The organism is Stenotrophomonas sp. NPDC077420, from assembly GCF_044543385.1.
GTDB lineage: Bacteria > Pseudomonadota > Gammaproteobacteria > Xanthomonadales > Xanthomonadaceae > Stenotrophomonas.
Map to the genome: position 1 here is coordinate 124435 of NZ_JBITVZ010000007.1, position 23687 is coordinate 148121.

General features: G+C 66.9%; 16 protein-coding genes and 3 tRNA genes. 8 read left to right on the forward strand and 11 right to left on the reverse strand.

Translation table 11 applies throughout. The features are described 5' to 3' along the window. The first annotated feature begins 191 nt into the window (after positions 1-191). From ACIGII_RS09310 to ACIGII_RS09320, 3 genes are read left to right on the forward strand one after another with little or no spacing between them, the layout of a single operon-like run. Positions 192-1430 carry an efflux RND transporter periplasmic adaptor subunit gene (locus ACIGII_RS09310; protein WP_399636985.1) on the forward strand — a complete coding sequence of 413 codons (1239 nt, stop codon included), beginning with the start codon at positions 192-194 and terminating at the stop codon, positions 1428-1430. Further along, positions 1427-3397, forward strand: coding sequence for a MacB family efflux pump subunit (locus tag ACIGII_RS09315; protein ID WP_399636988.1), 1971 nt, complete (start codon positions 1427-1429; stop codon positions 3395-3397). Before ACIGII_RS09310 ends, ACIGII_RS09315 begins: the two co-directional genes overlap by 4 nt. Beyond that, the gene (locus ACIGII_RS09320) at positions 3394-4830 is read left to right on the forward strand and encodes a TolC family protein (protein WP_399636989.1); all 1437 of its coding nucleotides are present in this window, start codon (positions 3394-3396) and stop codon (positions 4828-4830) included. The genes ACIGII_RS09315 and ACIGII_RS09320 overlap by 4 nt, the downstream gene beginning before the upstream one ends. A 55-nt stretch (positions 4831-4885) precedes the next feature. Here ACIGII_RS09320 and rlmB read toward each other — a convergent pair whose 3' ends face one another. From rlmB to rnr, 3 genes are all read right to left on the reverse strand, one after another. Next, positions 4886-5629 carry a 23S rRNA (guanosine(2251)-2'-O)-methyltransferase RlmB gene (rlmB, locus tag ACIGII_RS09325; RefSeq protein WP_399636990.1) on the reverse strand — a complete coding sequence of 248 codons (744 nt, stop codon included), beginning with the start codon at positions 5627-5629 and terminating at the stop codon, positions 4886-4888. A 90-nt stretch (positions 5630-5719) separates the two neighbouring features. Next, positions 5720-6193 (reverse strand): GFA family protein, encoded by a 474-nt coding sequence (locus ACIGII_RS09330; protein ID WP_399636992.1) that lies wholly within the window; start codon positions 6191-6193, stop codon positions 5720-5722. 96 nt (positions 6194-6289) lie between these two features. Then, positions 6290-8620, reverse strand: coding sequence for a ribonuclease R (rnr, locus tag ACIGII_RS09335; protein ID WP_399636995.1), 2331 nt, complete (start codon positions 8618-8620; stop codon positions 6290-6292). 266 nt (positions 8621-8886) lie between these two features. Between rnr and ACIGII_RS09340 the strand changes: the two genes are divergently transcribed. Further along, positions 8887-8973: transfer RNA gene (locus tag ACIGII_RS09340), tRNA-Leu, on the forward strand. Between the two features lie 44 nt (positions 8974-9017). On the opposite strand, the gene ACIGII_RS09345 is transcribed toward ACIGII_RS09340, so the two are convergent. Beyond that, positions 9018-9704, reverse strand: a complete 687-nt coding sequence (locus tag ACIGII_RS09345; protein WP_399636996.1) for a glutathione S-transferase family protein — start codon at positions 9702-9704, stop codon at positions 9018-9020. A 99-nt stretch (positions 9705-9803) separates the two neighbouring features. Between ACIGII_RS09345 and ACIGII_RS09350 the strand changes: the two genes are divergently transcribed. Both ACIGII_RS09350 and ACIGII_RS09355 read left to right on the forward strand, forming a co-directional pair. After that, positions 9804-9890 (forward strand) — tRNA-Leu (locus ACIGII_RS09350). A gap of 151 nt (positions 9891-10041) precedes the next feature. Next, positions 10042-10128, forward strand: a tRNA-Leu gene (locus ACIGII_RS09355). Between the two features lie 801 nt (positions 10129-10929). Here ACIGII_RS09355 and ACIGII_RS09360 read toward each other — a convergent pair. Genes ACIGII_RS09360 through ACIGII_RS09375 form a run of 4 tightly spaced genes read right to left on the reverse strand, consistent with a single transcriptional unit; the run spans position 10930 to position 15652 of the window. Continuing rightward, positions 10930-12516, reverse strand: a complete 1587-nt coding sequence (locus ACIGII_RS09360; RefSeq protein WP_399636999.1) for a DHA2 family efflux MFS transporter permease subunit — start codon at positions 12514-12516, stop codon at positions 10930-10932. Between the two features lie 7 nt (positions 12517-12523). After that, positions 12524-13705 carry a multidrug efflux MFS transporter periplasmic adaptor subunit EmrA gene (emrA, locus tag ACIGII_RS09365; protein ID WP_399657502.1) on the reverse strand — a complete coding sequence of 394 codons (1182 nt, stop codon included), beginning with the start codon at positions 13703-13705 and terminating at the stop codon, positions 12524-12526. A 10-nt stretch (positions 13706-13715) separates the two neighbouring features. Then, positions 13716-15182, reverse strand: a complete 1467-nt coding sequence (locus ACIGII_RS09370; RefSeq protein ID WP_399637115.1) for an efflux transporter outer membrane subunit — start codon at positions 15180-15182, stop codon at positions 13716-13718. 23 nt (positions 15183-15205) lie between these two features. Next, on the reverse strand, positions 15206-15652 hold the full coding sequence (locus ACIGII_RS09375) for a MarR family winged helix-turn-helix transcriptional regulator (RefSeq protein ID WP_399637003.1): 447 nt from the start codon (positions 15650-15652) through the stop codon (positions 15206-15208). A gap of 203 nt (positions 15653-15855) precedes the next feature. Between ACIGII_RS09375 and parC the strand changes: the two genes are divergently transcribed. After that, the gene (gene parC, locus ACIGII_RS09380) at positions 15856-18099 is read left to right on the forward strand and encodes a DNA topoisomerase IV subunit A (protein ID WP_399637005.1); all 2244 of its coding nucleotides are present in this window, start codon (positions 15856-15858) and stop codon (positions 18097-18099) included. Between the two features lie 116 nt (positions 18100-18215). Here parC and ACIGII_RS09385 read toward each other — a convergent pair whose 3' ends face one another. The 3 genes from ACIGII_RS09385 to bfr form a co-directional block, all read right to left on the reverse strand. Then, positions 18216-19265: a hypothetical protein gene (locus tag ACIGII_RS09385; RefSeq protein ID WP_399637006.1), complete on the reverse strand. Its 1050-nt coding sequence runs from the start codon at positions 19263-19265 to the stop codon at positions 18216-18218. A gap of 432 nt (positions 19266-19697) precedes the next feature. Beyond that, positions 19698-20066 (reverse strand): hypothetical protein, encoded by a 369-nt coding sequence (locus ACIGII_RS09390; RefSeq protein ID WP_399637009.1) that lies wholly within the window; start codon positions 20064-20066, stop codon positions 19698-19700. A 490-nt stretch (positions 20067-20556) separates the two neighbouring features. Beyond that, positions 20557-21045, reverse strand: coding sequence for a bacterioferritin (bfr, locus tag ACIGII_RS09395; protein WP_399637011.1), 489 nt, complete (start codon positions 21043-21045; stop codon positions 20557-20559). 159 nt (positions 21046-21204) lie between these two features. Between bfr and ACIGII_RS09400 the strand changes: the two genes are divergently transcribed. Beyond that, positions 21205-23547, forward strand: coding sequence for a penicillin acylase family protein (locus tag ACIGII_RS09400; RefSeq protein ID WP_399637014.1), 2343 nt, complete (start codon positions 21205-21207; stop codon positions 23545-23547). Positions 23548-23687: the final 140 nt, after the last annotated feature.

A 23687-nucleotide genomic window follows, 5' to 3' on the forward strand; every position in this document is an offset into this window, starting at 1 on the left:
ATCCCCTGTCGGGAGCTGAACCGCATCCTCTGGTTTACGTACGCATGTTTCAGGCACGGCGCACGATACATGCCGACACGTGGATCGTCGGCGTGGTTACGTGGCGTTACACGGCGAGCGTTGAGCCCCCCTGCCCCGCTCTTCACAATGCTGACAACGCCGCACGCCGGCCTGTCGAGTTGACGATCATCGTGAAGCCCCGCCTGCCCACCACCCGCCGCGGCCGCGTGCTGCTGTCGATCACCGCCCTCGTCGTGGTCGCCGCCATTGTCGCATGGACCCTGCGCACGCCCAGCGCACCGACCCTGGCCACCAGCCCGGTGACCCGCGGCGACCTGGAACAGACGGTGGAAGCCACCGGCGTGATCGATGCCTACAAGCTGGTCAGCGTGGGTGCGCAGGCCTCGGGCCAGATCAAGTCGCTGAAGGTGCAGCTGGGCGACACCGTCAGGCAGGGCGACCTGATCGCCGAGATCGACGCCACCACCCAGCGCAATGCGGTGCTCAATGCACAGGCATCGCTGGACCAGGTGATTGCCCAGCGCGCGGTGCAGCAGGCCAGCCTGCGCCAGGCCGAGCTGGAATTCGCCCGGCAGCAGGAAATGCTGGCCGCCGAGGCTACCTCGCGTGCGGAATTCGATACCGCCGAGGCCGCGTTGAAGACCGCCCGCGCCCAGGTCAAGGCCTATGACGCGCAGATCCAGGGCCGCCAGACCGAGCTGGGCACGGCCAACGCGAACCTGGCCTACACCCGCATCACCGCGCCGATGGACGGCACCGTGGTCGCCGTGGTGGCCGAGGAAGGTCGCACCGTGAACGCCAACCAGACCGCGCCGACCATCGTCATGCTGGCGCGGCTGGACCTGGTGACGGTCAATGCCGAGGTGTCCGAAGCGGACGTGGTCAAGATCAAGGCCGGCATGCCGGTGTACTTCACCACGCTGGGCGATCCCGACCGCAAGTACCACGCCACGCTGCGCCAGATCAATCCGGCGCCCTCGTCGATCGCCAGCGACAGTTCCAGCAGCTCCAGCTCGTCCAGCTCGAGCGCCAGCACCGCCGTGTACTACAACGCCCTGTTCGACGTGGAGAACCCGGACGGCACGCTGCGCATCGACATGACCGCGCAGGTCTCGGTGCTGCTCAAGCAGGCCAAGGGCGTGCTGACCATTCCGTCGGTGGCGCTGGGCCCGAAGACGCGTGACGGCCAGTACGTGGTGCGCGTGGCCGATGCCGACGGCATGCCGCAGCCGCGCAAGGTCCGGATCGGCATCAACACCGGCTCCAGCGCTGAAGTGCTGTCGGGGCTGAAGGAAGGCGAGAAGGTCGTGGTCGGCGAAGGCAGCGCCACCCCGGCCGCGTCCGGCAGCGGCAACCGCGGTGGCGCGCAGATGCGCATGGGTGGCCCGGGCATGGGGCCGCGTCGATGAAGACCGCTCCCACGGGCGCGCCGCTGCTGCGGCTGCGCGACCTGCGCCGCGAATTCCCGGCGGGCGACGAGACCATCGCGGTACTGCGCGACGTCAACCTGGACATCGCCGCCGGCGAGATGGTGGCCATCGTCGGCCAGTCCGGCTCGGGCAAGTCGACGCTGATGAACATCCTCGGCTGCCTGGACCGCCCCACCCGCGGCAGCTACCAGGTGACCGGCCGTGAGACCGGCAGCATGCTGCCGGACGAACTGGCCGAACTGCGCCGCGAGCATTTCGGCTTCATCTTCCAGCGCTACCACCTGCTCGGCGACCTCGACGCGCGCGGCAACGTGGAAGTGCCGTCGGTGTATGCCGGCAGCCCGGCGCCGGTGCGCAGCGCGCGCGCCGAACAGCTGCTGCAGCGGCTGGGCCTGGGCGACCGCATGCGGCACAAGCCGGGCCAGCTGTCCGGTGGCCAGCAGCAGCGCGTGTCGATCGCGCGGGCGCTGATGAACGGTGGCGAGGTGATCCTGGCCGACGAGCCCACCGGCGCGCTGGACACCAGATCCGGTGAGGAGGTGATGGGCATCCTGGGCGAGCTGCATGCCGAAGGCCACACCATCATCATCGTCACCCACGACATGTCGGTGGCCGAGCACGCCCAGCGCATCATCGAGATCCGCGACGGCGAGATCATCGCCGACCGCGTCAATCCCAAGGCGCCCAGCTACCGTGCGCAGCGCACGCCGACCGTGGCCGCCACCAAGGGCCACAGCTGGCGCGCCGCGCGCGACCGCTTCACCGAAGCGTTCCGGATGGCACTGCTGGCGATGAACGCGCACCGCCTGCGTACCTTCCTGACCATGCTCGGCATCATCATCGGCATCGCCTCGGTGGTATCGGTGGTGGCGATGGGCAATGGCTCGCAGCAGCAGATCCTGCAGAACATCAGTGCGCTGGGCACCAACACCATCGACGTCTACCCCGGGCGCGGCTTCGGCGACATGCGCTCGGCACGCGTGCAGACGCTGAAGGCCAGCGATGCCGATGCGCTGTCGCGGCAGAGCTACATCGACAGCGTCACCCCCAGCGTGTCCTCGTCAGTGACCGCGCGCTACCGCAACCAGTCGGCCACCGCGCAGGTCAGCGGCGTGGGTGAGCAGTTCTTCCGGGTCAAGGGCGTGACCCTGAGCGCGGGCAGTTTCTTCGATGCCGATGCGGTGAAAGGACTGGCGCAGGTGGCGGTGATCGATGAGAACACCCGCAGCCAGTTCTTCCCCAACGGCGCCGACCCGGTCGGCCAGGTGATCCTGCTGGGCAACGTGCCGGTGCGCGTGATCGGCGTGGCGCAGCGCCAGAGCATGGGCTTTGGCAGCAGCACCAGCCTGTCGATCTGGGTGCCCTACACCACGGTGATGTCGCGCATGCTTGGCCAGAGCCATGTCTCCAGCATCACCGTGCGGGTGGACGATGCCACCCCGATGGATGCGGCGCAGGCCGCCATTTCCAGGCTGCTGGTCATGCGCCATGGCACCGAGGACTTCTTCCTCAGCAACAGCGCCGAGATCCGCGACACCATCGAGCAGACCACGCGCACGATGACGCTGCTGATCAGTGCGATCGCGGCCATCGCGCTGCTGGTGGGCGGCATCGGGGTGATGAACATCATGCTGGTGTCGGTCACCGAACGCACCCGCGAGATCGGCGTGCGCATGGCGGTGGGCGCGCGGCAAAGCGACATCCGCCAGCAGTTCCTGATCGAAGCGGTGCTGGTGTGCCTGCTCGGCGGGCTGCTGGGCGTGGGCCTGTCGCTGGGGGTGGGCTGGGTGTTCGACACCTTCGCCCCTGATTTCAAGATGCTGTTCTCGACCGCCTCGATCGTCGCCGCGTTCGCCTGTTCCAGCCTGATCGGCGTGGCGTTCGGCTTCCTTCCCGCACGCAATGCGGCCCAACTCGACCCCGTGGAGGCGCTGGCGCGCGAATGAACACACCCTCTCGTTTCAATGCGTTTGCCCCGCTGCGGCCGCTGGCATTGGCCTGCGCGACTGCCCTGCTGCTGTCGGCCTGCGTGAGCACCGGCCAGTACCAGGTCGACCCGCCCAGCGTGCCGGCCGTCTACGGCCGCGGCGACGCGCAGCACAATGCACCCACCGTGGCGTCCACTGCGCCCACCGCGCCGCGCACCGACGTACGCGACGATGCCTGGTGGACCGGCTTCGGCGATCCGCGGCTGGACCGGGTGATCGCACGCGCCCTGCAGGCCAACACCGACCTGGCCTCGGCCGGACTGGCGGTGCAGCGTGCCCGCCTGCAGGCCGGGCTGAGCGACAACGCGCTGTGGCCGCAGCCGTCGGGCAGCGTCGGCAGCAGCGGCAACCGTCCCATCGACCAGGGTGCCGACTGGAACCGCAGCAGTTCCGCCGGGGTGTCGCTGCAGTGGGAGATCGACCTGTGGGGCCGGCTGCGCGCGCAGCGCGACATCGCGCAGTGGGAAGCCCAGGCCAGCGAGGAAGACCTGCAGAACACCGCGCTGCTGGTGATCGGCGACGTAGCCACGCAGTACTGGACGCTGGCCTACCTCAACCAGTCGATCAGCGCCGGCCAGGCCAACCTGGAACGCCTGCAGCGCACGCTGGAACTGGTCCAGGCACGCTTCGACGCCGGCGCTGTGTCGCGGCTGGAAGTACGCCAGGCCACGCAGTCGCTGGAGGCGCAGCGGGCGGCGCAAAGCGCGCTCGAACAACAGCGGGTGGCCAGCCGCAATGCGCTGACCGTGTTGCTGGACGGGCAACCGTGGCCGCAGGCCGACGAGCCGCAGGTGCTGGACATCGCCGCCACCCCGGTGATTGCCGAAGGCCTGCCGGCCGAGCTGCTGGGGCGCCGCCCGGACCTGCGCGCGGCCGAACTGCGACTGCGCAACAGCCTGACCGGCATCAAGGTGACCGCGACGAGCTACTACCCGGCGCTGAGCCTCACCGGCGGCGTGAGCAGCGGCGCGACCACGTTGTCCGACGTGTTGAAGAACCCGGTGGCGTCGCTGGGCGCAGGACTGTCGCTGCCGTTCCTCAACATCCGCCAGGCCCAGCTGGATACGCAGATCGCTGGCACCGACTATCAGATCGCGGCGAACACGTTCCGGCGCACGCTGTACACGGCGCTGTCGGAGGTGGACAACGCCTTGTCGGCACGCACCCAGTTGGCCACCCAGGTGGCGGCGTCGCAGGCGTCGTATGACGAAGCGGTGCAGATCGAGCGCATGTACGAAGTGCGTTACCGGGTCGGCGCGACCGACCTGCGCACCTGGCTGGAAGCGCAGCAGACCCGGCGTGATGCGGAGCTGTCGCTGGCGTCGGTGAAGCAGAAGCAGCTGGTGAACGATGTGACGCTGTTCAAGGCGTTGGGGGGCAGCGCGGGGTGAGATCGCGTGGGACACGCAGGGCGTGTCCCACGCAGCCCCAACCGAAGGCAGCCGATCAGCCGCGCTGGCGGACCGCCTCGAACAGGGCGACGCCCGCAGCCACCGAGACATTCAGGCTCTCGATGTCGCCCGGCATCGGTATCTTGACCAGGCCGTCGCAGTTCTCGCGGGTCAGGCGGCGCATGCCGTCGGCCTCGCCGCCCAGCACCAGCGCCACGTTGCCCTTCAGGTCGATGGCATACAGCGAGGCGGTGGCTTCGCCAGCCAGGCCGTAGATCCACACGCCCTGCTTCTGCAGGTCCTTCAGGCAGCGCGACAGGTTGGTCACCGCCACCACCGGAATGCGGTCGGCGGCGCCGGCCGAAGTCTTGCGCACGGTGGCGTTCACCGTGGCCGACTTGTCCTTGGGAATGATCACCGCGGTCGCACCGGCCGCCGCCGCGCTGCGCAGGCAGGCGCCCAGGTTGTGCGGGTCCTGGACCTCGTCGAGGATCAGCAGCAGGGCCTTGCCCTCGGCCGCTTCGACCAGCCCCTGCAGCTCGTTCTCACCGTAGGTGCGGGCTGCCTGGTACCGCGCAGCGACGCCCTGGTGGCGCACCGACCCGCCCACCCCGTCCAGCGCCTGGGTGTTGACCTTGCGGACGTCGATGCCCTTGCGCCGTGCGTTTTCTTCGATTTCGGTCAGCCGCGGGTTCTTCGCGCTGGCCTCGATGAGCACTTCGCGGACGTTCTCGGCATCGTTTTCGATGGAGGAGGCGACGGCGTTGACGCCGACGATCCACTGGCTTTGCTTGCTCATTGCGGGGCGGGACCGGTACAGGGGGTGGTAATGGTAGAGCATCGGCGGCGCGACTGCCCGCGGGGTGGGGCAGCCGGGCAGAGCCCGGCTCTACCGGGGGGGCCAGCGCTCGGTATCGCGATCAGGGTGCTGGTGCGACACCAGGCTGCGCAGGCGTTCGGCGTCGGGGTCGTCCTCCTGCAGGATCACCGCCAGCGCGCCCAGCTGGTCGACGAACGACAGCTTGGACTCGGTGCCGTACTGGACAGTGGGCGGCAGCCGTTCAGGCTGGTCGAAGGCGCCGGCCGCCACCGCCATGCCGTCCTCGCCCTCGTAGGTCAACGGGGTGCCACAGTCGGCGCAGAAGCCGCGTCGGAAATGATTCGAGGATTGGAACCGGCGCGGCTCACCGCGGGTCCACTGGAAGTCCGCGCCACGCACAGACACCAGCGGTGCGTAGTAGGCGCCAAAGGCCTTCTGGCACATCCGGCAGTGGCAGATGGAGATGTCCGGCAGGGCCCCGCGGACATGGAAGCGGATCGCGCCGCACTGGCAGCCGCCGGAGAATTCGGGAACGGGGTTCATGGGTCGGTCCTCGCGTGGCGTACCGACCAACGGTCGGTACCTACCGGTTGGAAGCCAGGGTAGATGCCGACCGTTGGTCGGCATCCTGGCGCTGCCTCAATACTTCTGTTTCTGCCGCTTGGCCGGCTGCCCGCGCGGCGGGAACGCCGGTTCTTCGTCGTCCTTTTCTTCGACCAGCCGGAAGTCGATCTTGCGCTCCTCCATGCTGGCCTTGAGCACCAGGATGCGCACCCGGTCACCCAGGCGATAGCTCTTGCCCCGGCGTTCGCCACTCAGCGTCTTGCGGGTGGCGTCGAACTGGTAGTAGTCGTGCGGCAGCTGGGTCACGTGGACCAGGCCGTTGACCTTCGATTCGTCCAGCTCCACGAACAGGCCGAAGCTGGTCACGCCGCTGATCACGCCATCGAACTGACCGCCTACGTGCTTCTCCATCCACGCCGCGCGATAACGCTCGTCCACTTCGCGCTCGGCCTCGTCGGCACGGCGCTCGCGTTCGGAACACTGCAGGGCCAGCGCGGCCATTTCGCGCTGGGTATAGGTGAACTTCTCCAGCGGCTTGCCGCTCAGCGCATGCTTGATCGCACGGTGCACCAGCAGGTCCGGGTAACGGCGGATCGGCGAAGTGAAGTGGGCATACGCATCCAGCGCCAGCCCGAAGTGGCCCTGGTTGTCCGGCGAATACACCGCCAGGCTCTGGCTGCGCAGCAGCACCGACTCCAGCAGCGCGGCGTCGGGACGCTCGCGCACCTTCTTGAGCAGCTTGGTGTAGTCGCCCGGCTGTACCTTCGACCACGGCGGCAGGCTCAGCTTGAATTCCTTGAGGAACTCCAGCAGGTCGTCGAACTTGGCCTCCGGTGGCTTGGCATGGTCACGGAACGGGGCCGGCATGTGCTTGTACAGCAGGTAGCGGGCGGCCTGCACGTTGGCCGCGATCATGCATTCCTCGATCAGCTTGTGTGCGTCGTTGCGCACCAGCATGCCGGCCTGGGTCACCTCACCGGTGTTGTCCAGGACGAAGCGCACTTCGGAGGATTCGAATTCGATCGCGCCGCGGCGGGTACGCGCCTTGGCCAGCACCTTGTACAGCTGGTGCAGGCGCTCGACCTGCGGCAGCACCGCGGCAATCTGCGCACGCACGGCCGGATCGTTTTCGCCCACCGCCTGCCAGACCTGGGTGTAGGTCAGGCGGGCATGCGAGTTCATCACCGCTTCGTAGAAGCGCGAGTGCATGACCTCACCGTCGCGCCCGACCTGCATGTCGCAGACGAAGCACATGCGGTCGACCTTGGGCATCAGCGAGCAGATGCCGTTGGACAGGGTTTCCGGCAGCATCGGCACTACGAAGCCAGGGAAATACACCGAGGTGGCGCGCTTCTGGGCCTCATCGTCCAGCGGCGTGCCGGGGCGGACATAGTTGGAGACGTCGGCGATGGCCACCACCAGGCGGAAGCCGTCGGCGTTGGGTTCGCAGTACACCGCGTCGTCGAAGTCCTTGGCGTCTTCCCCGTCGATGGTCACCAGCGGGGTGCTGCGCAGATCGACGCGGTCGCCGATCATGCCCGGTTCTACCTGCATGGGGACCGCAGCAGCTTCGTCCAGCACGGCCTGCGGGAACTCGAACGGCAGCTCGTGGCCGTGGATCGCGGTTTCCACGATCAGCGAGGCGGTGAGCTTGTCGCCGAGCACGGCGATGATGCGACCTATCGGCGGGCGCCGGGTATCCGGGGCCTGGGTCAGCTCGCACACCACCAGCTGGCCGTCACGGGCGTCGCCGGTCTGGTCGGGCGGGATCTGCACGTTGCGTTGGATCCGCTTGTCGTCAGGCACCACGTAATTGATGCCGAACTCGACGCTGAAGCGGCCGATCATGCGGCTCATGCCGCGCTCGAGCACGCGCGCGATGCTGCCTTCGCGGCGGCCGCGGCGGTCGATGCCGGTGACGTTGGCGAGCACGCGGTCGCCATGCATGACCTTGCGCATTTCATAGGGCGGCAGGAACAGGTCGTCGCCGCCCCCGTCGACCGGGCGCAGGAAGCCAAACCCTTCCGGGTTGGCGATCACCACGCCGGTGATCAGGTTGGTGGCCTGGACCGGCGCGAAGCCGCCACGGCGGTTCTGGACCAGCTGGCCGTCGCGCACCATGGCGCCGAGACGCTTGCCGAGCGCATCGGCACGGTCGGGCTCGGTCAGGCCCAGCTGGGCGCCGATTTCCTCGGCGGTCTGCGGGCCATCGCAGCGGTCGAGCAGCTGCAGGATGGCTTCGCGGCTGGCAATGGGCTGGGCGTAGCGTTCAGCTTCGCGGGCCGCATACGGGTCTTCAACCGGGCTGCCGGGCGGCAGCGGGTGGGGGTTGCGGCGGGTCGGAACGGGCGCGCCCTGCTGCGGGCCGCTGCGCTTGCCGCCTCGGGGCGGCGCGGGGGTGTTCATGGACTCGGGCATCCAGGGCGGCAGCTTCTTGCCGGACTTGGCAGCAGCAGCGCGGGGCTTGCCCGACGGACCGGCAGCCTGCTTGGGCGCCGGAGACTTGGGGGCTTTCGCGCCCCGGGTCGGTTTCTTTGTTTTCATCGACCCCCATGGTACCGCGTGGCGGTGTGCAGAATGGGTCATTGCCGCCGCCCATGCAGGATTGTGAAGATATTTCACAAAACCGTTGACAACCCCCGCGGACATGCCCAGAATTCGCTCCCTGAGTCGCCCAGGTGGCGGAATTGGTAGACGCACTAGCTTCAGGTGCTAGCGGGGGCAACTTCGTGGAGGTTCGAGTCCTCTCCTGGGCACCACGACTCGGTACATGATCAAACCCGCGCAAGCGGGTTTTTTCGTTTCAGGCGTCTGCCGTGTAGAAGCGCGGCGCCAGCCCTGCGCGGCCCGGGAAGTACTGGAACCAGGGGCGCGCGGCATCCACGACGGCGGCCACGGCGGGGTGTGCCATCAAGCGCTCGACGTAGGCCAGCAGGTCTGCGTCCGTGCCGGGAACCGGCACGTAGGCGACGGCGTAGAACAAAGCGGGGGCGCCTGCACAGTCGGCCATGCTGAACGCTTCGTCGTCCAGCCACGTCCGTCCCCGCACCTGGGCATCGAGCGCGGCGTAGCTCTTCAACAGCAATGATCGCGCGGCCTCGGCGGCCTCGTCGCTGCGTTCGCGTTCGGGCTTCAGCAGCTCGGCGGTCAGCGCCTGCATCGGGGTCATCACGTAGAAGTCGCAGAACCGGTCCCAGAAGCGTACGGCCAACGCGGCGTCGGCATTCTCCGGAATCAGGCGTACACCGTGCGTGGCCAGATGCTGCTGCAGATACTCGATGATGATGCTGGTCTCGGCCACCACCCTGCCCTGGTCGACCAGCACCGGCATCTTCCGTGCCGGGGACAGACCATCGAGCAGGGTGCGCTGCGCCGGGTCGCCGAGGTTCAACAATTGCTCGTCGAGGGCAACACCGAGCACGCGCGCGGCGATGCCCACTTTCTGGCAGCAGGATGACAACGGATGGGCATGCAGGATCGGGAGTGCCATGGAAGGTCCAGACCGTGGGCGTGTGGCGAGTATGCACATTGGCATCGCCGCATGCATTGACAGCCTGAAACGGCTTCCGCATAATTCGCCTCCTGAGTCGCCCAGGTGGCGGAATTGGTAGACGCACTAGCTTCAGGTGCTAGCGGGGGCAACTTCGTGGAGGTTCGAGTCCTCTCCTGGGCACCATGACTCGGTAAATGATCAAACCCGCGCAAGCGGGTTTTTTCGTTTCTGGCGGATCGTTCACGATGGCGCTGCACGGCGCGCCGGATCGAAATTTTCTTCGACATGCTGTTGACACATTCACGCTTCTCCCGCAGAATTCTCCTCCTGAGTCGCCCAGGTGGCGGAATTGGTAGACGCACTAGCTTCAGGTGCTAGCGGGGGCAACTTCGTGGAGGTTCGAGTCCTCTCCTGGGCACCACGACTCAGTAAATGATCAAACCCGCGCAAGCGGGTTTTTTCGTTTCCGGGGTTTGCGTGTGTAGTCCGCACCCTCGCGAGGGACGATTACCTGTCCGATTGCACACATCGACGTAGAGCCACGCCCTGCGTGGCTGATTTAACTGTCGTGCGTCGCATTTGTTCGCCTGGCGCCGGGCGTTGCCCGGCTTCATGCGTTTGGGCAAACAGCTTGTGGCTGATGCGATCCCTGGCTTAGGCGGGTCGGGGCGGGCTTGTGGGGGACGCCGTGAATACGTCCGTGTAGGCTTGGTCGCGGCATCCATGCCGCTCACACCCCCACAGGCCCGCCCCGACCCACCTTTTGACAGTGTGTCGTTGCCATGGGAAACGCGGGGACGGCCGTGGGCCGTCAGACGATGTCGATCAAATTCATGCGCAACCGAACGCTGAGACGTTCACGGCGGTTGTTTGGGAACCAACCCTACCGGCGCCATGCCGACCGACGGTCGGCATTCCGCGTTTCCCTTGGCCTGCAGCCAACTATCGGAGGGTCGGCGGGGGTGGGTTTGCGGGACTGTAGAAAACATGGATGTTTTCTACAAGCCTCCAAGGATGGATTCACGGCGTGTCCCGCAAACCCACACCCGCCGGCCCAAACCAGTGACAGGCGCAGCGCAGGGCTGTTCGCCTAAATGCATGAAGCCGGGCAGAGCCCGGCGCAAAGCGAACGCGTGCAATCAAGCGCAGCCGGGCAGGGCCCGGCTCTATCAGCCAACGCAAAAAACCCGCCTTGCGGCGGGTTCCTTGCAGCGCTCCGACATCAGTGGCCGCCCGCCGAGGCCGCGCCGGCGCCTGCGCCGAACGGGGGCTTGGCCAGCCACAGGAAGGCGATGATCGCCAGGAAGATCCAGCCCAGCAGGAAGAAGATGTCGTTGAAGCCCATCTGCGACGCCTGGTGGTTGATGATGTTGTTCAACGCCGCCGCACCATGCTGCAGATCGCCCTGCCCCATCGCCGCCACCTTTTCCTGCATGCCCGGCGTGTACACCGAAATGCTTTCGGTCAGGTGCGCGTGGTGCTCCTGCGTGCGGTGCGCCCACAGCCATGTGGTCAGGGACGCCGCGAAACTGCCGCCCAACGTGCGCAGGAACGTGGCCAGGCCCGAACCGGCCGCGATCTCGCGACCGTCCAGGTCCGACAGCAGGATCTGCAGCACCGGCATGAAGAACAATGCCACGCCGATGCCCATGATCAGCTGCACCCCCGCCACGTGCGCGAAGTCCACCTGCAGGTTGAAGCCCGAACGCAGGAAACTGGTGAAGGACAGGAACACGAACGCGAACGACGCGATCCAGCGCATGTCGAAGCGCGACGCATACTTGCCCACGAACGGCGTCATGATCACCGGCAGGATCCCGATCGGCGCCGTCGCCAGCCCCGCCCAGATCGCCGTATAGCCCATGTCACGCTGCAACCACTGCGGGATCAGCAGCGACACGCTGAAGAATGCCGCATAGGCCACCACCATCGCCAGCGTACCCGCGCGGAAGTTGCGATGCCGGAACAGCCGCAGGTCCACGATCGGATCCTTGTCGGTGAGCTCCCAGATCAGGAACACCGCCAGCGCCACCACTGAAATACAGGCCAGCACCACGATCGTCGGCGAACTGAACCAGTCCTCGTCGTTGCCCAGGTCCAGCACCAGCTGCAGCGCGCCCACGCCGATCACCAGCGTGATCAGCCCCACGTAGTCCATCTTCGGCTTTTCGATCTGCTCCGGCCGCCCCTTCAGCTGGCTGCCCACCACCAGCGCCGCGAAAATGCCCAGCGGCACGTTGATCAGGAAGATCCACTCCCAACTGTAGTTGTCGGTGATCCAACCACCGAGGATCGGACCGCAGATCGGCGCCACCACCGTGATCATCGCCAGCAGCGCCAGCGCCTGCCCGCGTTTCTCCCGCGGGTAGATCGACACCAGCAACGACTGCGTGATCGGGTACATCGGCCCGGCCACGAAACCCTGCAGCGCGCGCGACACCACCAGCATGCCCATGCTCTGGGCCAACCCGCACAGCAGCGACGCGATCACGAACGACAGCGTCGCCCAGATGAACAGCTTGGTTTCGCCGAAACGCCGGCTCAGCCACCCGGTCAGCGGCAGCGCGATCGCCGTGCTGACCGCGAACGAGGTGATGACCCAGGTCGCCTGCTGCGAACTGGCACCGAGGTTGCCGGCGATGGTGGGCAGCGACACATTGGCGATCGTGGTGTCGAGCACCTGCATGAACGACGCCATGGCCAGGCCGGCCGTACACAACGCCACGTTGGCCGGCCGGAACGCGCCGGTCGCACCTGGCGCCGACGGCGCGCCCGGCTGACCGGGCGCGGCGGGAGCTTGTGCGGACATGGTGGCCTCAGCTTGCCTTTGCCGTGCGCGGCAGGTTGCTCTGGATGATCTCGTGGATCACGTCGTCGGCCTTGTGCAGCTGCTTGGCATACACATCGGTGTCGAACACCTGGCCCTTGGCCGTCGTCGTCGGCAGCACGGTGCCCTTCTGGTCGCGCAGGCTTACTTCCGCCTTCATCGACAGACCGATGCGCAGCGGATTGTCGGCCAGCTGCTTGGCATCGATGGCGATACGCACCGGCACGCGCTGCACGATCTTGATCCAGTTGCCGCTGGCGTTCTGCGCCGGCAGCAGCGAGAACGCCGAACCGGTGCCCAGGCCCAGGCTGTCGATGCGGCCCTTGTACTTCAGCTCACCGCCGTACAGGTCCGAGCGCAGTTCCACTTCCTGGCCCAGGCGCATGTGACGCAGCTGGGTTTCCTTGAAGTTCGCTTCCACCCACATCTGCTCGGTCGGCACCACCGCCATCAGCGCGGTACCCGGCTGGACGCGCTGTCCCACCTGCACCGAGCGACGGGCCACGTAACCACTGACCGGTGCCACGATGCCCGCGCGGGCATTGTTGAGGTAGGCCTGGCGCAGCTGCGCGGCGGCCGCCTGCACGTCCGGCTGGGTCGCGATCACGGTGTCGTCCACCAGCGCATTGCTGCGCTCGAAGGTTTCGCGCGACCCGGCCACGGCCGCTTCGGCAGCGGCCAGTTCGGTACGCGCGTGGGCCAGCTCTTCGTCGGAGATCGCACCGGTGGAGGCCAGCCCCTTGCGGCGGGCGAAGTCCTCGCGCACCCGGTTAAGGGTGACCTGGCGCGCGTTCAACTCGGCCTGCGCACCTTCCACGCTGCGGTACAGACCGCGGGTCTGGCGCACGGTCTTGGCCAGGTTGGCCTGGGCCTGCTGCAACGCCACTTCGGTGTCGGCCGGGTCCAGCTGCACCAGCAGCTGGCCGCGCTCCACGCGCATGCCGTCATCGGCATTGATCGCCACCACGGTACCGGTCACCAGCGGGGTGATCTGCACCTGGTTGCCCTGCACATAGGCGTCATCGGTTTCTTCGAACCAGCGGCCGAACATGAAATACCACAGCGCCGCGGCAGCCAGCAGCAGCACTACGATGGCCAACAGGCCGCGCAGCAGCTTGCCGCGACGGGACGGAGCTGCCGGCGTGGCAGCGGGAGCGGAAGTCTGGCTCATGGAAGGACTCTCAGGAATGCGTGGAAGCGGGGGCGGTGGCGAGCGTGGCGCTGTCGCCGGACGGGGTGAACCCACCGCCCAGTGCCTGGCTCAGCCGCACCGAAACAAGGATCTGCCGCGACTGCAGCGCCGCCAGCTGCTGCTGCGACTGCAGCAGCTGCGATTCCACGCTGAGCACGTCCAGGTAGCTGCCGATGCCGGCCGTGTAGCGCTGCTGTGCCAGGTCATGCGCGGCGCGTGCGGTGGCCACGGCCTGCGCCTGCGAGGCGGCCTGGTCGGCCAGCGAACGCACGGCGTTGACCTGGTCGGCCACCTCGCGCAGCGCGTCGACCACCGACTGGTTGTAGTCGGCCACGGCCAGGTCGTACTGCGCGTCGGTCTTGTCCAGGTTGGCGCGCAGGCGGCCACCGTCGAAGATCGGCAGGCTCAGCGCCGGGCCGATGAAGGCGAAGGTGGAGCCGCTCTTGAGCAGCTGGTCCACTTCACTGGACACCACCCCGCCAAGCGCGGTGAGGTTGAGGCTGGGATAGAACTTCGCCCTGGCCGCGTCGATTTCGCGGCCGGCTGCTTCCACCCGCCAGCGTGCGGCGACGATGTCCGGACGACGGCCCAGCAGTTCGCTGGGCAGTACGCCCGGCAGCTGCAGCGCCAGCGGATTGAGCGGCTGCGGACGGTCGATCTGCAGGCCACGATCCGGGCCCTGCCCGACCAGCGCGGCCAGCGCGGTGCGCGCTTCATCGATCTGCTGCTGCGCGGCCTGCAGCTGCTGCTGCGCGGCGGGAATGCGCGCTTCGGCCTGGCGGGTCTGCAGGTCGCTGTCGATGCCGGCGGCGCGACGCTGGCGGGTCAACGTGAGCGTCTTCTGCGAACGGGCCAGCTCTTCGCTGGCCACGTCGTGCAACTGCCAGGCATAGCCCAGCTGGGCGTAGGCCTCGGCGATGCCGGCCGACAGGTTCAGGCGTGCAGCCTGCGCGTCCACTTCGGCCGCATGGCTGCTGTCCACCGCCGCTTCCCAGGCGGCGCGCTTGCCGCCCCACAGGTCGATGCCGTAGCTCACGCTAAGGTACGCCTGGCCGCTGCCGGCGTAGCTGCCGCCCAGCTCCTCACCCACCATCGATTCAGGCAGCCGTACGCCGGTGTAGCCGCCCGACGCGTTCACGCTGGGCAGGCGGTCGGCGCGCGCGGTACCGATCTGGGCGCGGGCCTGGCGCAGCCGCGCGTCGGCCGCGTCCAGGCCCGGGTTGCGCTCCAGCCCTTCGGCGATCAGCGCGTCCAGCTGCGGGTCGTTCAGCGCCCGCCACCAGTCGCGGGCCGGGAACTGCGACGGGCTCAGGGCGTGGTCGGCCAGGGTACGCTGGGTCTGCAGGCTGTCGGCGTCCAGCAGCCGGCCGTGCGGCTGCAGGCCACCGGTGCTGGCACAGGCGGCCAGGGCCAGCGCCAGCACGGACAACAGCGCCGGCCGCAGCGGGCGCAGCAATGAGGTACGTTGAGTTTGGGAAGTCATGGCGTCGTCAGGGAGTCGCGAACACGGGTCAACAGGGAAAGCAGCAGGGCGCGCTCGTCGGCGGACAGGTCGCGCATGGCGTCGTCCATCACCGCATCGCCGCGCTGCTGCAGCCGGGCCCACAGCTGGCGGCCCTGGTCGGTCAGTACGATCTGCAGCGCCCGCCGGTCCAGCGCGTGCGGCTCACGGCGCACGCAGCCCAGTGCTTCCAGCTTGTCCAGCAGCCGGGTCACGGCGCTGGGCACCTGGTCCAGCGCCTGGGCCAGTTCGTTGGCGGTACACGGCGCGCGGAACGACAGCACCTTCAGGCCCAGGTAGTGGGTGAAGCCGATATCGAGGTTTTCCTCGGCCATGGACACGTCCAGCTGGCGCATGAGCCCATCGCGGACCTGGCGCAGCAACAGCCCCAGGCTGGGCGGGGTGGTGGGGTCGGGGCAGATCATGGGGTGGCACTTTACTTCCGGAAAATATATTTCTCAATGGAAATATTCGATCTGGAAGCAAATGCAGTGTTGCCCCATTCAGAACACTGCCCCTACCCGACCAATTCCTTCACGCGGCTTGGCATCCCCGGCCGCATCCGGATAATCGACCGCCTGCGAGGGCGACAGCCGTCGCCGTCCCTTGCCACAGGTAACAATCCCGCATGACCGATCTTGCCCGCCCCGCTTTCCACGGCTTTGAACAGCTGCCCCTGCGCGAATACGCCGAACGGGCGTACCTGGACTATTCGATGTACGTGGTGCTCGACCGTGCGCTGCCGTTCATCGGCGACGGCCTCAAGCCGGTGCAGCGCCGCATCATCTATTCGATGAGCGAGCTCGGGCTCAATGCCGCCGCCAAGCCGAAGAAGTCCGCACGTACCGTCGGCGACGTCATCGGCAAGTACCACCCGCATGGCGACAGTGCCTGCTACGAAGCGCTGGTGCTGATGGCCCAGCCCTTCTCCTACCGCTACCCGCTGATCGAAGGCCAGGGCAACTTCGGTTCGACCGACGACCCCAAGTCGTTCGCGGCGATGCGTTATACCGAATCCAAGCTGACCCCCATCGCCGAAGTGCTGCTGGGCGAGATCAACCAGGGCACCACCGACTGGACCCCCAACTTCGACGGCACCCTGGAAGAGCCGACCTGGATGCCGGCGCGGTTGCCCCATCTGCTGTTGAACGGCACCACCGGCATCGCCGTGGGCATGGCCACCGACGTGCCGCCGCACAACCTCAATGAAATCGTCGGCGCCCTGCTGCATCTGCTGGACGATCCGGACGCCAGCCTGGATGCCCTGCTGGAGCACGTGAAGGGCCCGGACTACCCGAGCGCGGCCGAAATCATCACCCCGGCTGCCGACCTGCGTACCCTGTACGACACCGGCAACGGCAGCGTGCGGGCGCGCTCGACCTTCCTCAAGGAAGGCACCAATATCGTGATCACCGCGCTGCCGTACCAGGTATCGCCGTCGAAGGTGATCGAGCAGATCGCCGCGCAGATGCGCGCCAAGAAGCTGCCCTGGCTGGAAGACATCCGCGACGAGTCCGACCACGCCAACCCGGTGCGGGTGGTGCTGATTCCCCGTTCGAACCGGGTCGATGCCGAGCAGCTGATGGGCCACCTGTTCGCCACCACCGACCTGGAGCGCAGCTACCGGGTCAACATGAACGTGATCGGGCTGGACGGACGGCCGCAGGTGAAAAACCTGAAGGCCCTGCTCAGCGAGTGGCTGCAGTTCCGCCAGGCCACCGTCACCCGCCGCCTCAACCACCGCCTGGAACGGGTCGAGCGTCGCCTGCACCTGTTGGAAGGCCTGCTGGTCGCCTTCCTCAACCTGGATGAAGTGATCCACATCATCCGCACCGAAGACGAGCCCAAGGCCGCGCTGATCGCGCGCTTCGGACTGAGCGATGACCAGGCCGACTACATCCTGGAAACCAAGCTCAAGCAGCTGGCGCGCCTTGAAGAAATGAAGATCCGCGGCGAGCAGGACGAGCTGGCCAAAGAGCGCGACAGGATCCAGTCGATCCTGGACAGCAAGGCCAAGCTGAAGAAGCTGATCCGCGACGAACTCACCGCCGATGCGAAGAAGTTCGGCGACGCGCGCCGCTCGCCGCTGGTGCAGCGTGGCGCCGCGCAGGCGATCGACGAATCGGAACTGGTGCCGAGCGAGCCGATGACCGTGGTGCTCTCGGAGAAGGGTTGGATCCGCGCGGCCAAGGGCCACGACATGGACCCGTCCACCCTGTCCTACCGCGACGGCGATGCACTGCTGGGCGCGGTGCGCGCGCGCAGCACCCAGCAGGTGGCATTCCTGGACAGCGAAGGCCGTGCCTACTCGACGCTGATCCACACCCTGCCCTCGGCACGCGGCAACGGCGAACCCCTCACCGGCCGCTTCTCGCCGGCACCGGGCAGCGCCTTCATGACCCTGGCCAGCGGCGAGAACGACACCCGTTTCGTGCTGGCGTCCACGCACGGCTACGGCTTCGTGACCCGCTTCGAGAACCTGACCGGGCGCAACAAGGCCGGCAAGGCGATGCTCAACCTGACCTCCGGCTCCAGGGTGCTGCCCCCGGCGGTGGTGGCCAACCCCACGGCCGACCGCATCGTGGCGGTGACCAGCTCGGGCAACCTGCTGGCCATTCCGGCCACCGAGCTGCCGGAACTGGACAAGGGCAAGGGCAACAAGATCATCGACATCCCCAAGGCCAAGCTTGCCACCGAGCGCGTGGTGGCGGTGGTCGCGGTCGGCCCGGGCAACACCCTGCTGGTACGCAGTGGCCAGCGGACCATGAACCTCTCGTACAAGGACCTGGAAACCTATATCGGGTCGCGTGCCACGCGCGGACACCTGCTGCCGCGCGGCTGGCAGAAGGTGGATGGGTTGGCGGTGGAGTAAACCTCAACGCACGCACGGTTCAATACACGAACGGCCGGGACCTGCCCGGCCGTTCTTTTCAGCCGTAGAGCGGTGCCCTGCGCGGCTGGTGCTACCCGTTGCATGCGAAACGCCCGTCAGTATCGCCGGTGTGCCGCCGCGATCACTCCTCTTACCTGCCCCGGGCCATGCACAACGATGGCGTACCGCTTCCTCACGATTGCCGCCTGCAAGCCAGTCAGGGGCATGCTTTCCGGAAGCACGACGAACTCAACGACGCCACCTCTGCGCTTGATGACGTCCGCCACCGAATGCTCGTTGACCGCGACCAAGGTATCGCCATCCATCGTGGAGAACAGATACTCCGCGATCTCACGACCACCGATGGCACCGACGATTTCCTCGCCATCCATGACAACAGATACTTTTCCGGGATTGAGGTCGCTCAAAGGAGTGGTCTCTTCTACAACATCGAAACGGTCATCGCTTCGCTCCCCAACCGTTGGGCCTGCGGCACCATGGCCTGTCGGCTTTGATCGAAGCGCCCTGCTCACCGTCGAGTGAGAGGCCAACCACTCAGATGCATCCCTCGAAATTGCAGAAGTGATGAACTCGATGTCTTTGAAGACCGCGGCCGGCGATGAATCAGCTGACAGCGCAAGGATCCCCTCGTGGTGGGCTATACGGTTGCGTAGACGCCATATTCGTTGAAGTCTAGGCTCAAACTCGCTGAACGGAAGCGTAGGCGCAGCACGGACGACCCGATGGAATCGATCCTTCCATACGGGGTAATGGTTGGATCGAAAAAGATGGAACCAGAATCCCAACGTGAGCTTGGTTACCACATCGTCGATGTTGGACGTTTTCGCTTCTGCGATCGCGTCCGTCAGGAGTTTCGCCGTCTTTGGGACCAACATCCCCGTGAACGCGGGATTTCGATGCCACGCCGGGCTGAAGTCTTCCTTGAGTGCATCATTGACCGCGTTGCGAAGTATGATTTCGCATAGATGAAACGGGTATAGAAGCGACTTGGATACCCGAGAATTGTAGAGGTAGGTTTCCATGGCCAGGACTTCATTGTTCTGAGCGCGATCGCGATAAGGCTGGAACCTCGGCAATGACAGGCATATCGCAAGCTCGTCCAACGCTGGCTTCGTGTATGAGTACTCCTTGACCGACTCAGCCACCCTCTCCTCCGTGGTTTTCTTGCACGTGCTGAAACGTGATGGTTGCCGATGCCGGGCAGCACACAAGCAGGCTCGGCATCATGGTCGCTGAGCGTATCGCTCGACCTCACAGTACAAAAGCCTGAACGCTTGCCCGGCCACCCAATACCGCAGGTTGACAGCACCGGGGAGGCAGAAGTAAGCTCTGCCCATCGGCTAGATGTCCGTTCCGATCCTTTGGGGGGAGAACGGCGGCCTCAGCAACACGACCTCGGGTAAGGTGAGTCCTCCCCGAGGTTTTTTTTGCGCCTTCCTCGAGCTTACCGGCGCCCTGAACGAGACGTCCTTCGCATGTCGCGATGGCCATCAGTCGGCAGTGATCAGGCGACCAGCCGCATCATCGGTGTGACTACCACCACCTGCGGGCAGGCCCCGCACCTTCATTCGGCGGAATCAGCTCGCGCGCCACCTGGGCGCTGCTGCCTGTCGTTCGGCATGTCCCCACAGCGGCAGGCTGAGTGCATAACGATCCTCATCGACATCCACGTAGCGCTGCATCAACAGCCGAAGCAGCAGTGAGGGTGTCTTGCCTGAGCGCCACGCGGCTTCGCGCGCCTCGACATTCAACACGCAACGCGGTGGGAAACCCAGTCTGTTCAGCCATTTGCCGCGAAGCATCACGACCGGCACCGCGCCGGAACATTCCGCGTCATCGAGCGCGGCCTGCGTCACCAGGGTCGCTTCAGGGCTGCGGTCGTCTTCGACAGCGTGGGTGTTTGCAGCGGAACAATCAGAGGGCGTGTCGGCCCGATGCGTTGGCATGGTAGACCTCCTACAGGGAATGGCCCAGGGAATGGCCCCTCGCCGGGATGGCGAAAGGCGTCGGGAGGCTACAAACCGCGGACTGAGATACGGCGTGGCTTATTCCCCTCTTGAGGGTGTTCTATTCACCACCCTCCCGACACAGGAAGTCGTCATTTCTCTCAGTAGCGGAGGTTTGTAGGCTCCGTTGACCACAATGCAAGTGACTCGGAACGAAGAGAAATCGTTTGTTCCAGTCGATTTCGTGCGTTTTGATGACGCGCCCTATGCCTGACACAATTGCCATCGCGCGTGCGCGTAGCACGTTACAGAAGATCAGAATATCCAGGCGGGTACGGGTGCAGCGGGCAAAAAAAACCGGGGACTCCCCGGTTCGTTTGTTTTCCGCTGGCTGGCGATGGTGAAAGGGCTGGCGAGCATGTGCTGGCTGGCGGAAGGTGTTGCGTGGGCCGGCCAACGGCCGGCGCTACCGGGGTCGGCACGCGGCGCGTCAATGCGCGGGTGCGCCCTTGGATTCCATCTTGCTGGTCTGGTAGAGCGCCAGGCCGATGCGCTTGATCAGGCCCAGCTGCTGTTCCAGCCACCAGGCGTGGTCTTCTTCGGTGTCCTTCAGCTGCACCAGCAGCATGTCGCGGCTCACGTAGTCCTGGTGCTGCTCGCACAGCTTCATGCCGGCGGCCAGGTTGTTGCGGACGCTGTATTCGGTGTCCAGGTCCTTCTGCAGCATTTCCTCCACGGTCACGCCCGGCTCGAACGCATGCGGGCGCATGTCCGGGTTGCCACCCAGGAACAGGATCCGACGCAGCAGCGCGTCGGCATGCTGGGTCTCTTCTTCCATTTCGTGGTTGAGGCGCTCGTACAACGCGAACAAGCCCTGGTCCTCGTAGCGGCGCGAGTGGATGAAGTACTGGTCGCGCGCCGCCAGCTCGCCGCGCAGCAGTTCCTTCAGGCATTCAATGACGTCGGGGTGGCCTTTCATGGGGGCTCCTGTGAATCGATGCGCGCATGGTGCCCTATCCCGGGCGACGATGATCGAACCGGAATCAGTCGCAGTTGCGCTTGCAGTGCCCTGCACGCGGTATTCACGCGAAACACACCGGCCCTACAATCGGGCCATCACGGACGTCGGGGAGAGGGCATGCGTCGTTGGCCGAAGCGGTTGCTGTGGGCAGGTGCGGTACTGGGGGTGCTCATCATTGTCGCGATGGGCGTGGCCTGGGGGATGCTGCGCGGCAGCCTGGCGCCGCTTGACGGCGAGGCCCCGCTGGCGGGTCTGCAGGCGCCGGTAACCATCCAGCGCGACGCGATCGGCGTGGTCACCATCGATGCCATCAGCCAAGCCGACGCCATGCGCGCGCTGGGCCTGGTGCACGCGCAGGAGCGTTACTTCGACATGGACCTGATGCGCCGCGCCGCGGCCGGCGAGTTGGCCGAGTTGTTCGGCCCGGCCGCGCTGGAGGTCGACCAGCGCATGCGCGTGCACCGCCTGCGTGCACGCACCGACGCGCACCTGGCCGAGGCCATGGGCGACCAGGCCGAGGTGCTGCAGGCCTACGTGGACGGTGTGAACCAGGGGGTGGGCGCGCTGCGGGTGCGGCCGTGGCCCTACCTGCTGCTGCGGCAGCAACCGGCCGCCTGGTCGCGCACTGATTCGATCCTGACCGGCCTGGCCATGTACGCGGACCTGCAGGACCCGGGCAACGAAAGCGAGCTGGCGATGCGCCGGATCCGCGAGGTGGCGCCACCGGCACTGTATGCCCTGCTCAGCCATGACGGCAGCGAGTGGGACGCGCCGTTGTTCGGCGCGCCGCGTGGCAATGCGGTGCTGCCCCCCCGGAACGTGCTGGACCTGCGCAGTGGCTCGCCCGCGCCGTCGGCCGCAGCGCGCGCGGAGGCCGACGTCAAAGGCAGCAACAACTTCGCCGTGGCCGGCGCGCTCACCGCCGACGGCCGCGCCATCGTCGCCGACGACATGCACCTGGGCCTGCGCGCGCCCAGCCTGTGGTTGCGCGTGCGGCTTCGCTATCCCGACCCGCAGGCGGCCGGCGGCACGGTGGACGTCAGCGGCTTCTCGCTGCCCGGCCTTCCCGCCATCGTGGTGGGCAGCAACGGGCACGTGGCCTGGGGCTTCACCAACAGCTACATCGACACCGCCGATTTCCGGCCGGTTGCGGCCGGCGACGCGGGCGTGCGCGTGCATGAAGAGCGCATCCGCGTCGCCAATGCCGCGGACGTGCGCCTGCGTGTACGTGAAACCGCGTGGGGACCGATCCTGCACGAACGCCCCGACGGCAGCGGCGAAGCATTGCGCTGGACCGCGCACCTGCCCGGCGCGGTGCGCCTGGACTTCGCCGACATGGCGCGCGCCGCCGACCTGGACGATGCGCTGAAGATCGCCGACCGCGCCGGCATTCCCACCCAGAACCTGGTGCTGGCCGACGCCCACGGCCGCATTGCCTGGCGCCTGCTGGGCGCGCGCCCGGACCGGGCCGCCGACTGCCCGCCGGCCGGCATTGCCAGCACCGCGCCTGCTACTTGTGCCCCGTGGCCGATCCGCAGCGATGGCGCACCGACGCTGGTGGATCCGCCTTCGCACCGCGTGTGGACCGCCAATGGGCGGGTGCTGGATGGCGCCGAGCTTGCCGTGGCCGGCAACGCCGGCTACGACCTGGGCGCGCGCGGCCGGCAGATCCGCGACGACCTGCATGCCAAGGCGCGCTTCACCGAAAAAGACCTGCTGGCGATCCAGCTGGACGACCGCGCGGTGTTCCTGGAACGCTGGTACACCCTGCTGCGGCAGGTGGTCACGCACAGCGACGACCCTGCCCTCAAGCGGCTGGCCGTGGCCAGCGCCCACTGGGAAGGGCACGCCTCGGCCGACGCGGTCAGCTACCGGATCACCCGCGCGTTCCGCGGCAAGGTGCAGGAGATCGTCACGGCAGGCCTGCTGGCGCAGCCGAGGCAATCACTGGGCGAACAGTACCTGGAGCCGAGGCTGCCGCAGATCGAAGCGGTGCTGTGGCCGCTGGTGACCGAACGGCCCGCGCACCTGCTGCCACCACCGTACCCGGACTGGAACGCGCTGCTGGCCGAGGCGGCGCGACAGACCGAAACGGAACTGGCCGCACTGGGCCCGGACCTGGCCCAGCGCACCTGGGGGGAACGCAATACGGCATCCATCTGCCACCCCATCAGCCGCGCCCTGCCCGCCTTCGCCCGCGCGTGGCTGTGCATGCCAACCGATCCGCTGCCGGGCGACCGCGACATGCCGCGCGTGCAGGGCACCGCGTTCGGTGCATCGCAACGCATGGTGGTGTCGCCGGGCCACGAAGCCGACGGCATCATCCACATGCCCGGCGGCCAGAGCGGCCACCCGCTGTCGCCGTTCTGGGGCGCGGGCCATGAAGATTGGGTGCAGGGCAGGCCCACGCCGTTCCTGCCGGGCGCAACGCAGTACACGTTGCGGCTCGAGCCGAAATGAAGTCAGCCACGGCAACGCACGGCACGCGCGCGGTAAATTGGACTGGGTAAATCGGACTGGGTAGAGCGGACTGCTAGTCCGCTGCTCTTCGCGCGGTAGCGCAGCCGTCAAGCCCATCGCCAACAGCAGCGGACTAACAG

Excerpts from the sequence above, each read along its gene's own strand:
- ACIGII_RS09315 (WP_399636988.1), top strand. The coding sequence starts at position 1,427 with ATGAAGACCGCTCCCACGGGCGCGCCGCTGCTGCGGCTGCGCGACCTG.
- ACIGII_RS09320 (WP_399636989.1), top strand. The coding sequence starts at position 3,394 with ATGAACACACCCTCTCGTTTCAATGCGTTTGCCCCGCTGCGGCCGCTG.
- rlmB (WP_399636990.1), bottom strand. The coding sequence starts at position 5,629 with ATGAGCAAGCAAAGCCAGTGGATCGTCGGCGTCAACGCCGTCGCCTCC.
- ACIGII_RS09330 (WP_399636992.1), bottom strand. The coding sequence starts at position 6,193 with ATGAACCCCGTTCCCGAATTCTCCGGCGGCTGCCAGTGCGGCGCGATC.
- rnr (WP_399636995.1), bottom strand. The coding sequence starts at position 8,620 with ATGAACACCCCCGCGCCGCCCCGAGGCGGCAAGCGCAGCGGCCCGCAG.
- ACIGII_RS09345 (WP_399636996.1), bottom strand. The coding sequence starts at position 9,704 with ATGGCACTCCCGATCCTGCATGCCCATCCGTTGTCATCCTGCTGCCAG.
- ACIGII_RS09360 (WP_399636999.1), bottom strand. The coding sequence starts at position 12,516 with ATGTCCGCACAAGCTCCCGCCGCGCCCGGTCAGCCGGGCGCGCCGTCG.
- emrA (WP_399657502.1), bottom strand. The coding sequence starts at position 13,705 with ATGAGCCAGACTTCCGCTCCCGCTGCCACGCCGGCAGCTCCGTCCCGT.
- ACIGII_RS09375 (WP_399637003.1), bottom strand. The coding sequence starts at position 15,652 with ATGATCTGCCCCGACCCCACCACCCCGCCCAGCCTGGGGCTGTTGCTG.
- parC (WP_399637005.1), top strand. The coding sequence starts at position 15,856 with ATGACCGATCTTGCCCGCCCCGCTTTCCACGGCTTTGAACAGCTGCCC.
- ACIGII_RS09390 (WP_399637009.1), bottom strand. The coding sequence starts at position 20,066 with ATGCCAACGCATCGGGCCGACACGCCCTCTGATTGTTCCGCTGCAAAC.
- bfr (WP_399637011.1), bottom strand. The coding sequence starts at position 21,045 with ATGAAAGGCCACCCCGACGTCATTGAATGCCTGAAGGAACTGCTGCGC.
- ACIGII_RS09400 (WP_399637014.1), top strand. The coding sequence starts at position 21,205 with ATGCGTCGTTGGCCGAAGCGGTTGCTGTGGGCAGGTGCGGTACTGGGG.